General features: G+C 40.0%; 9 protein-coding genes. 6 read left to right on the forward strand and 3 right to left on the reverse strand.

Annotated elements, in window-relative coordinates; all coding sequences use genetic code 11:
- Positions 1-71: 71 nt before the first annotated feature.
- Positions 72-1,388 (forward strand): PAS domain-containing methyl-accepting chemotaxis protein, encoded by a 1,317-nt coding sequence (locus tag H5187_RS10205; protein ID WP_182797823.1) that lies wholly within the window; start codon positions 72-74, stop codon positions 1,386-1,388.
- Between the two features lie 127 nt (positions 1,389-1,515).
- Positions 1,516-2,898: a tRNA 5-hydroxyuridine modification protein YegQ gene (gene yegQ / locus H5187_RS10210; protein ID WP_182718275.1), complete on the forward strand. Its 1,383-nt coding sequence runs from the start codon at positions 1,516-1,518 to the stop codon at positions 2,896-2,898.
- A 128-nt stretch (positions 2,899-3,026) separates the two neighbouring features.
- Here yegQ and H5187_RS10215 read toward each other — a convergent pair whose 3' ends face one another.
- From H5187_RS10215 to H5187_RS10225, 3 genes are all read right to left on the reverse strand, one after another.
- Positions 3,027-3,806 carry a hypothetical protein gene (locus H5187_RS10215; protein WP_182718276.1) on the reverse strand — a complete coding sequence of 260 codons (780 nt, stop codon included), beginning with the start codon at positions 3,804-3,806 and terminating at the stop codon, positions 3,027-3,029.
- Between the two features lie 744 nt (positions 3,807-4,550).
- Positions 4,551-5,843 carry a type II toxin-antitoxin system HipA family toxin gene (locus H5187_RS10220; RefSeq protein ID WP_182797824.1) on the reverse strand — a complete coding sequence of 431 codons (1,293 nt, stop codon included), beginning with the start codon at positions 5,841-5,843 and terminating at the stop codon, positions 4,551-4,553.
- Positions 5,833-6,123: a helix-turn-helix transcriptional regulator gene (locus tag H5187_RS10225; RefSeq protein ID WP_149981911.1), complete on the reverse strand. Its 291-nt coding sequence runs from the start codon at positions 6,121-6,123 to the stop codon at positions 5,833-5,835. The genes H5187_RS10220 and H5187_RS10225 overlap by 11 nt, the downstream gene beginning before the upstream one ends.
- Positions 6,124-6,353: 230 nt before the next feature.
- Between H5187_RS10225 and H5187_RS10230 the strand changes: the two genes are divergently transcribed.
- The 4 genes from H5187_RS10230 to H5187_RS10245 all read left to right on the forward strand — a co-directional run.
- On the forward strand, positions 6,354-6,599 hold the full coding sequence (locus H5187_RS10230) for a YfhL family 4Fe-4S dicluster ferredoxin (RefSeq protein ID WP_182718278.1): 246 nt from the start codon (positions 6,354-6,356) through the stop codon (positions 6,597-6,599).
- 202 nt (positions 6,600-6,801) lie between these two features.
- A complete protein-coding gene (locus H5187_RS10235) occupies positions 6,802-8,505 on the forward strand; it encodes a class I SAM-dependent DNA methyltransferase (RefSeq protein ID WP_182797825.1) in 1,704 nt (567 codons plus the stop codon).
- Complete coding sequence (locus tag H5187_RS10240; RefSeq protein ID WP_259401722.1) at positions 8,498-9,091, forward strand: DUF1016 N-terminal domain-containing protein; 594 nt, start codon at positions 8,498-8,500, stop codon at positions 9,089-9,091. Before H5187_RS10235 ends, H5187_RS10240 begins: the two co-directional genes overlap by 8 nt.
- The coding region (locus H5187_RS10245; protein WP_182797826.1) for an ATP-binding protein at positions 9,081-10,200 on the forward strand (1,120 nt) is incomplete at its 3' end. The genes H5187_RS10240 and H5187_RS10245, both read left to right, overlap by 11 nt.

Genomic DNA, 10,200 nt, shown 5'->3' on the forward strand with positions numbered 1-10,200 from the left:
ACCATGAAATAAATTAAAGGTTTTAATATCTTCGTGCTTCATTTCATCCATTTCATTGATAGTAGGTTGCTATGTTTTTTAATAACACTATAAAAAGTGAGAATGCTAAATTAAAAAGTCAGCTTTTTGTGCAGAATCAAGTAAGAAAAAGCTTAGACGAAGAAATGCTAGTTTTAATCATTGATAAGACTGGGCTTATTTCATCGCAAAATAAAAACTTTGCAAACGAGCTTGGTTACCCTGAACAGCAACTGATTGGAAAAAAGTTACTAGATTTTGTGCCAAGTAACGCCAGACAGACAGGGCATTTTAAAAGCTTAAAAAAAGCATTAGAGAAGCATGAACACTGGGCTGGTGCATTGCAGTTTGTTCATGTTAATGGTGAACAAGACTGGCTAAGAAGTATTTTACAGCCGATCATTGATGAGCAAGGTAAGCTAGTTGAGTTTACTCTGCATTCTAATGTGTTAACGCGTACGATTGAAACCTCCCGTGAGCATCAAGATTTAATTAAAGCATTACATCGTGCCATGGCCGTTATTGAATTTGATACTAATGGCATTGTATTGACAGCAAACGAAAACTTTTTGGCGGGAATGGGCTATTCACTTAAAGAGATTGTTGGCCAACATCATCGTATTTTTTGTGAACCAGAAGAGGCTAATTCACCAGAATATGAAGCCTTTTGGAAACAGCTCAAAAGAGGCGAATACGTTTCAAGCCGTTTTAAACGCATAGACAGTTATGGGCGAGTGGTTTGGCTTGAAGCTTCTTATAACCCAATTTTCAATGAGCAAAACGAACTGTATAAAGTGGTTAAATTCGCTACTGTTATTACTGAGCAAGTTGAGCGGGAGCTCGCAATCGCAGAGGCGGCAGATATTGCCTATAGCACTTCAACTGAAACTGACCACCTTGCAGATCAAGGTGCTGCTGTCATTGAGCAAGCGGTTAAAGTAATGAATGAGCTGGCGGTGCAAATGTCGCAAGCAGGGGATGAAATATCAGCATTGGATAAACAATCACAGTTAATTGCCAGCATAGTGCAAAGTATTAGCAGCATTGCTGATCAAACTAATTTGCTAGCCTTAAATGCGGCGATTGAAGCAGCAAGAGCTGGTGAGCAAGGGCGAGGTTTTGCGGTAGTCGCCGATGAAGTGCGTCAATTAGCATCTCGAACCAGTAAAGCCACAGAAGAAATTGTTGAAGTGGTACAAAAAAATCAAAGCTTAACGCAGTCAAGCGTAAAAGCCATTAAGCAAGGTGAAGATAAAGCACAAGAAGGGTTAGAGCTGTCAAACGAGTCTGGCATTGTGATGAGCAATATTAAAAAAGGTGCCCAGCAAGTCGTTGATGCAGTGAGCCAGTTTGCCAATCAATTAAAGTGAGTTTTATGATTTCGATCAAAACATCTTAATTTAACGTACCATATACTGCCGCGCTTTATTACTTGATCTGATTTTCAGGTTATTTTCATGCAACTGGCTTGATCCCAGTTTTATGTATGGAGCGCGCATGTCGTCAATTATTACCTCGTTTACCCCAGAGTTACTTTCACCCGCTGGCAGTTTAAAGAACATGCGTTATGCCTTTGCTTATGGGGCTGATGCGGTGTATGCCGGACAACCTCGTTATAGCTTGCGAGTACGTAATAATGAATTTGATCTGGAAACGTTAAAAATAGGCATTGATGAAGCGCATGCGCTGAATAAAAAGTTTTATGTGGTATCAAACATTGCCCCGCACAATGCCAAAGTGAAATCGTATTTACGCGACATTGAACCAGTAATTGCGATGGGGCCAGATGCGCTGATCATGTCAGATCCGGGTTTAATCATGTTAGTGCGTGAAAAATGGCCTGATATGGCTATTCATTTATCAGTACAAGCAAACGCTGTAAATTATGCCAGTGTACAGTTTTGGGCTAAACAAGGCATAGAGCGGGTGATTTTATCCCGCGAGCTATCACTTGAAGAAATAAGTGAAATTCGCACGCTTTGCCCAGCAACCGAGCTAGAGGTATTTGTACATGGCGCATTATGTATGGCGTATTCTGGCCGTTGTTTGTTATCAGGCTATATAAACAAACGCGATCCAAACCAAGGCACCTGTACCAATGCATGTCGCTGGGAATACGATGTAAAACCGGGCGTTGAAAACGAAACCGGTGAAATGGTGCACAAATTTGATCCTCAGCAGGTTATTCCTACTCTTGGCGACGGCGCACCAAGTAATGATATTGTTATGCTTGAAGAGCAAGGCCGCCCGGGTGAATACATGCCAGCGTTTGAAGACGAACACGGCACTTATATCATGAACTCAAAAGATTTACGCGCCGTGCAATACGTAGAGCAGCTTACAAAAATGGGCGTGCATAGCTTAAAAATAGAAGGCCGGACTAAATCGTTTTATTATGTTGCGCGTACAGCACAGGTTTATCGTAAAGCAATCGACGATGCCGCAGCAGGAAAACCATTCGACGCTGATTTATTTAAAACATTAGAAAACCTAGCCCATCGCGGTTACACCGAAGGCTTTTTAAAGCGCCACGCCCATCAAGATTATCAAAACTACGAATACGGCCATTCGGTATCGACTAAGCAGCAATTTGTCGGCGAAGTATTAGGGCGAAATAGCAATGGCTTGGTAGAGATTGATGTTAAAAACAAATTTTGTGTGGGTCATTCATTAGAGCTAATGACTCCAAAAGGTAATATTAGCTTTACCCTTGAATGCATGGAAAACAAAAAAGGCGAGGCAATTACCGATGCCAAAGGCTCAGGGCATATAGTAAAAATTCCACTGCCCGACAATATCGATTTAGAACACGCCATATTAATGCGCAACCTAGATGAAAACCAAGACACCCGCAATCCGTTTAAACAAATCGCGGGTTAGCTTGTAGTTAACAACAGGTGTTAATGCTTTCAACACCTTTAATTATCTATCATCCAAGTTTTGGGTTGATTATTACCTATAAAAAGTGATGCCGAAAAACAAAGCCGCGGTATCACTTTCAATAGACATTAGCGTAATTGAAAGTGCTGGAAAACAGCTTGTCTAACTTCAATATACTCAATGTGGCCATTACTAGGTACGATCATATCTTGAAATTCATACTGGTATCCGTTGAAATTAACAAAGACATCACAGGTATAAAAAGGCGTACCCTGTGCGCCAGATTTACTGACAGGAACCACACGTTGATGATCGCTGGTTGTGAAATTTTCGCGATCAATACGCCCATACGAAAACCCCTGTGATGATTCAAACCAAGTAAATGCAACAATTGAAAGAATTACGGGCATACACAAGTAAGCGTGCTTTATAAGCCTTTCCCTATATTTATAGGCCAAATTTGGTAGCATAATCATATTAATAACAATTAATGCCGCAGATAAATAAACGCCAAAAATGAGGAGTAAACGAGTATCAGCCATTGCGATCACCATAAATGGAAATAAAGCGATAACGATTAAGATAATGGCATAACTAAGGCGGGTTTTAGGGTTGCTTGCAAATAATGCTAATAACACCATTCCTATAAAAATATAAGCAAGGAACAAACAAAGTGGTAAGCCCAGTATTGAAACGCTAACATATATTTTCTGCATGCGGGTAAAGTCCAGCATCGGTATATTTACAACCGTTACAGCAATAACGTAAGCAATTAAATAAACCATTAAACTTATTTTAAAGTTGTTAAAGACTTTGCCAATAAGCCAGTTGATTGACTTGGTAATGTAGCAAATAGGCGATAGCATATTTAAGTCATCTTTAACTTCTATTAACTTTTCTTTACTCATTTATCTCCAATCATCATATGTATTTTTTAAGTTGTTGACTCCATTAGTATTATAAAATAGTTGCGTAAAAATAGTAATCAGAAAAAGTCGCCCTTAAAATACACGTCGTTACTTAATTTAGTTCCTTAGGTTTATTCTTAACCCCAAAACCAGCACTTCAGTAGGTGATTATCACTAATTAGACCTTTTCTGTAAAAAATATTTATATTAATTATTTAACTGTTTTTTAGTTAAGCCGTGCAGGAAACTTGAGTCGATAGGAACTCTATAACTGCATGGCAAATTCTGGAATTACTGAAGAAGATGTAATTCGTTGTAGATAATCGAGATTAGTTAACCCAATAAATTGGGGCGTTAAATGCAGGGCAAGCTTACTGTCGAAAACAGCAAAGAACTGGGTAATACAAAGGGTCGTAAAGTAAAATTTATCATAATAGTTATAATCACTTTTTTAAGAGGTTGTTAAAACTAGCATTACACGGACTAACTCTCTATGACCAGATTTTTGATAGCTATTACGATATTTGTTTTTGATTATTAAAATTGCATTGCCTGCGATTCAATTCCCACCTACAACTGCTACAGATATTAAGAAGATAAAACCATGAAATTACAAAGCAGATAATTGATTCAAGATCTTTACCGACTAAATTATATGGTTTTTGAACAATTAGAGTAAAAATTGCAACCCCAAATTTGTAGAGAAAATCTAATTGATTTGTAAGTGCTATTAGCTGAATACAATTAGCGACCAGTTAAATGCTTATTCATGGCGTACGTATTATCAAGCTGTTGCTCTATTAAGTTAATCGTTTGCTTATTTACGCCGAGTGCTTTAGCTGTGTCTTTAAAGTTGAAAATAATCTCTGCTATTTCAGATATGATCACTTGTACCTGCTTCCAATTTGCATAACCAGCTGCAGAGGCCAGCTTTTGAATCGCTTTTAGTGGTGGGTTTTTTCCAAATCCGGCAAATGAAGTCGCATGCTCGTTAAAAGGATCAGGACTAAAAGTTACATCATAAAAAGGCGCTAAATCCCACTCACCTGAATCTTCTTGTAAAAAAGCCCAGTTTTTACTGTGGTCATCTTGATTACAGCTAAATAAATTAAACATAGCTCGACGAAATTGTAACTGCCCTGCAGCAGGTGATTTGCATAAAACACGGCTCGCTTTAATTAAATCCTCATAATCTAATGAAGGTGTGCGAAAATCAGCATCCAGTAAGCCACATGCACTATGCATATGTTTGCAGCCCATTTTATCACCCATTAATTTAAACCTATCGAATCGCTTTAAGGCGAGCCATTGCTTTGCACCGGTTCCTTCTGGGGCGGGTACCAGTAATCTCTGAGGTGGGTTTAATCCCGTTTGTTCAGCCAAATCCAAATACACAGCTTCACATAACCCTTCCTCATGTCCTAAAGCGAGGTTTTTGGATGTGAACTTTATTAACCAAGCATCATCGCCCGTTTTAGGCTTTGTTCTACATTCTTGTATATTATTGTCAGGAAAATAAATTTGAGCCTTAGGTCGTGCACCGCCGGAACTGCCAGCAGCTACTAACGCAGAAAGTACTTCTTCTGTTTGCCCGTCAAATATTGCTTGAGCTTGTTGACCTAATGTAGCAAGGCCAGCCTCATTGTCATTTGTGCCATCATAATGAGTTTCAGGTGTAAACGATAATGCGCCCATAGCCGAATGGCCAACAAAAGATAAGCGGTCCATAGCGGTAACAAAGTTAGGCATTATATTATTTTGTCTGAATACGTGGTCCTGTAGAAGTAACCCCCACCCATCAGGTAAACAATCAGAAAAGACCCCATGCAACCCGTTGTGTGGGTTTTTAGGTGCTAACTGAACCTCTCTATTAAAGGCGAGTGAGAATGGCGAAAGATTACCGTATGTGTCTAAATAACTTTCCTCGAATTGAAAGTAAACACCTTGCCTATTTTGAGCAAGTACACCCACCATTAATTCTGATGAATCTGATAGTGTACGTTTTACTTCTAGCTTACCTATGGGTTTAAAGGCCATTGTTTAACACCTGATCAATAGACGTTGGCGCATTTTTATTTTGAGCTGGCACTTTTGTTAAGTCATATAAACGAGTTAAGTCGTCGAGTGTTTGCCACAAAAGCAATAGCTGTCTGAATGAAATAAGCCCTGTAACCTCAAACTTTTTTATTGTAGAAGCAGGTACTGTGCTTTTTTTAGCTAACGCCTCGCGTGACATTTTTGCTTTTTTGCGACATTCTTTTAGATGCTCAGCAAAGGCTTGCTGCACATCACCTTCGCTTAATAATAGATAATTAATAATAGCACCTCACGAACTTGATTGGACATTACTATAGCCAAAATTGCTTTTTTATGAGTTTAATGGATATTATAGTATCCATTTTTTAGTTGTAAAGTGAATGGTTGAATGCGGATTACCTACTATGATTTTTATTGATTGAGATCAACAAGAAAACGCGGAATAAAATGCATAATTTACGGCTGCAAATTTATGCTAGAAGTACTAGCTCTAATAAATGAGGTTAGAGAGTGGCTTTACTAATTAACAGCAAATGCATTAACTGCGACATGTGCGATCCAGAATGCCCTAACGAAGCCATTTATATGGGCGCTAAAATCTACCAAATCGACCCTGCAAAGTGCACCGAATGCGTAGGCCATTACGACAAACCCACCTGCGTGAGTGTATGCCCGATAGATTGTATAAAGCCCGATCCCGCTCATCGTGAAAGTATAGATGAACTGGCCGAGAAGTATGTAAGGTTGATGGGTTAGTTTGTTGATTGGTTTTTTATGTTTCATCGGGTTACGAGGCTAAAGTTGCGACACTGTCGCAACAATTAAACTGCTCGCATATTGCGTATTGTTATCGATAAAAACCTCCTCATATATTTTATAATTAACACTCAAAAAAGCACGACCTTTGCGGTATGATAAGCTAATAATTTATATTGATATTCTTGCAAAGAGAGACCACATGGACGCTGCATCAAAAAAGCCTGCAACAAAAAAAGCCGCAAAAAAAACACAAGTCGGGTTTGAAGAGTCCCTTTGGGATGCCGCCAATAAACTGCGCGGAAGTGTTGAATCAGCCGAATATAAGCACATTGTTTTAAGCTTAATCTTTCTTAAATTTATTAGTGACAAGTTTGAAGGGCGTAAAAAAGCCATTGCCAGCGAATACGGTGACGAATACATCGACATGGTCGACTTTTACGCGATGGATAACGTATTTTACCTACCAGAAGACGCACGCTGGTTGCATATTCAAATCAACGCCAAGCAAGGCGATATAGCCGTTAAAATAGATACCGCCCTGCACGCGGTTGAAAAAAACAATAAATCACTCGCGGGCGCATTGCCCGACAACTACTTTTCACGTTTAGGGCTTGATGCCAGTAAGCTCTCAGCGCTTATCGATACCATTAATAATATCGACACCATTGCCAACCAAAACGAAAAAACAGAAGAAGACCTCGTTGGCCGTGTTTACGAATACTTTTTAGGTAAATTTGCCGCATCTGAAGGCAAAGGCGGGGGCGAGTTCTATACGCCAAAATCAATTGTTACCCTAATTGCCGATATGATTGAACCATTCGAAGGCAAAATTTACGACCCCTGTTGTGGCTCGGGCGGTATGTTTGTGCAATCGCTTAAGTTTATTAATAGCCACAACGGTAATCAAAAAAATGTGTCTATTTATGGGCAAGAGTACACTAACACCACCTATAAATTGGCAAAAATGAACCTAGCCGTGCGCGGTATTTCGGGCAACTTAGGTGATGTAGCAGGCGACACCTTTTTTAAAGACCAACACCCCGACCTAAAAGCCGATTACATTATGGCAAACCCACCGTTTAACCAAAAACAGTGGCGCGCCGATAACGAGCTAGTCGACGATGCCCGTTGGGCAGGTTATCCAACACCGCCTACCGGTAATGCCAACTATGCGTGGATCATGCATATGATCTCAAAACTCAGCGAGCATGGCACCGCAGGCTTTGTATTGGCTAATGGTTCAATGAGTTCAAACACCAGTGGCGAGGGCGATATTCGCCAAAAAATAATCGAAAATGATTTAGTCGATTGTATGATAGCCCTACCAGGGCAGCTATTTTACACCACGCAAATTCCAGTGTGTTTGTGGTTTATAAGTAAAGATAAACGCGGTAATAACGAAAAAGGGCTACTAAAACGCCGCGACCGCCAAGGCGAAACCCTATTTATAGATGCTCGCGAAATGGGCTCGATGGTTAACCGCACCTTAAAAGAGCTCACCAACGACGACATAGCTAAAATTACCCAAACCTACCACCTTTGGCGCGGCGAAGAGCTTGCCACACAAAACGCGGAGCGAGAAAGCGCAAGTAAAGAGCAAAGCGCAAATAAAGAGCAAGAGCAAGAATATGCGGATGTTGCCGGTTACTGTAAATCAGCCTCTCTTGCCGATATAAAAGCAAACGACTACGTACTCACTCCTGGGCGCTATGTCGGCGCTGCTGACATAGCAGACGATGGCATTCCGTTCGAAACTAAAATGAGCGAGCTGAGCCAAACGCTTTACAGCCAAATGAACCAAGCCGATGAACTTGATAAAGCGATTCGTAAAAATTTACAGGCCTTAGGCTATGGCGAAGAACGTTTTGCTGAAAAGCGCGATAGTGAAGAACGTAATGACTAACAGTAAAGAGCACCCATCTACACAAAACGAGCACTTATTAGTTGATATTCGCCGCATTGTTGAGCAAGCCCGTGGGCAAGTTAAACAAACCGTTAATACCGCCATGCTACAAACGTATTGGCAAATAGGGCGCTTAATTGTAGAGAATGAACAAGGCGGTGAAACACGCGCAGCCTACGGCAAAGCAACACTAAAACGGTTATCGCAGCAACTCAGCACAGACTATGGTAAAGGGTTTGAGATAACCAACCTGCGTAATATGCGCCGCTTTTATCTCGCCTTTGAAAAACGAGACGCAGTGCGTCTCGAATTAAGCTGGACGCATTATCGCACCCTATTACGGATTGATAATTCAACTGCACGCAGTTGGTATATAGATGAAGCCATTTTACAAAACTGGTCGGCGCGCGCGTTAGAACGAAAAATTGGTACGCTTTACTACGAACGTTTGCTCTCAAGTAAAAACAAACAACCTGTAGAGCAAGGTATTATAAATACCCTACAAACGTTCTTATTATGGCTTGGTAAAGCACTCCTCAAAATCGTGGAAACGCAGAATTATGAAGAGCAATGCAATGGAAAATAAACACCCTTTATTGCTTGAAATAGAAAAAGGTGAAAGCAAAAATTTAGAATTTAAAGTGCAATTACCAACCAGTAAAGAGTGGGTTAAAAGCATTATTTCGTTTGCCAACTCTGCGGGTGGAAAGCTGGTTATAGGCGTTTCTGATAATAGAACTCTGATTGGTTTGCAACATTTTGACCTATTTGAATTGATGGATAAAATTAGTTCAACAATGCATGAACTAGTTGCGCCTACGTTATTACCTAATATCTACATAGAGAATATTAACGGGATTGAGTTATTAGTGATAGAAGTGCAGCGCGGAGCATTACTCCCTTATTATTTAAAGAGTAAAGGCAAAGAGCTGGGTTGTTATCAACGTATTGGTGCGACTAATCGCGTAGTCAGTCAAGCGCAAGTGATAGAGCTTGAACGTCAGCGAAATCATATTAGCTTTGATTCACTTATTAACTATGAAGTGGATTTATCAACCCTTGATTTAACGCCACTTCAACAGCGTTTTGCAGCGCATGATAAACCATTAACGCCAGAAAAATTATTAAGCTTAAAACTAGTAAAAAACGATAATAATACGCTTTACCCCACACATGGCTTGTTAATCTTATTAGGCTTTTATGAGCATGTAGAAATAAAATGTAGCCGATTTAAAGGCAACACAATGTCTATCTTTTTAGATAAAAAAGAGTACACGGGTGATCTTTTTCAGCAAATAGAAAACGCAGAGCTATTTATAAAAAACCATCTTCATTTACGCGCAGAGGTACTGGGGTTGCAACGTACTGATACCTTTGAGATCCCATTTCCTGCAATTCGAGAAGCATTACTCAATGCAGTGATGCATCGAGATTACAGCAATTTTGGACGAGATATAAAAATAGGTATCTACGATGATATTGTAAATATTGTTTCTCCGGGCGGTTTACCACATGGATTAACTATGCATGATGCGCTAAAAGGGCGCTCTGAAATCCGCAATACGGTGATTGCAAGAGTGTTTAAGGAGCTGGACTTAGTTGAGCAATGGGGCAGCGGTATACAAAGAATAAAAGAGTATTGCACCAAAGCAAACATCGGTTTACCTGTGTTTTCTGAGTCAGGTGATTTTACCG

The organism is Pseudoalteromonas sp. SG44-1 (assembly GCF_014164315.1).
In the GTDB taxonomy this organism is placed as follows: Bacteria; Pseudomonadota; Gammaproteobacteria; order Enterobacterales; family Alteromonadaceae; genus Pseudoalteromonas; species Pseudoalteromonas rhizosphaerae.

Bases quoted from the DNA above. Each gene is read 5' to 3' on its own strand.
- H5187_RS10205 (WP_182797823.1), top strand. From the start codon at position 72: ATGTTTTTTAATAACACTATAAAAAGTGAGAATGCTAAATTAAAAAGT.
- yegQ (WP_182718275.1), top strand. From the start codon at position 1,516: ATGTCGTCAATTATTACCTCGTTTACCCCAGAGTTACTTTCACCCGCT.
- H5187_RS10215 (WP_182718276.1), bottom strand. From the start codon at position 3,806: ATGAGTAAAGAAAAGTTAATAGAAGTTAAAGATGACTTAAATATGCTA.
- H5187_RS10220 (WP_182797824.1), bottom strand. From the start codon at position 5,843: ATGGCCTTTAAACCCATAGGTAAGCTAGAAGTAAAACGTACACTATCA.
- H5187_RS10235 (WP_182797825.1), top strand. From the start codon at position 6,802: ATGGACGCTGCATCAAAAAAGCCTGCAACAAAAAAAGCCGCAAAAAAA.
- H5187_RS10240 (WP_259401722.1), top strand. From the start codon at position 8,498: ATGACTAACAGTAAAGAGCACCCATCTACACAAAACGAGCACTTATTA.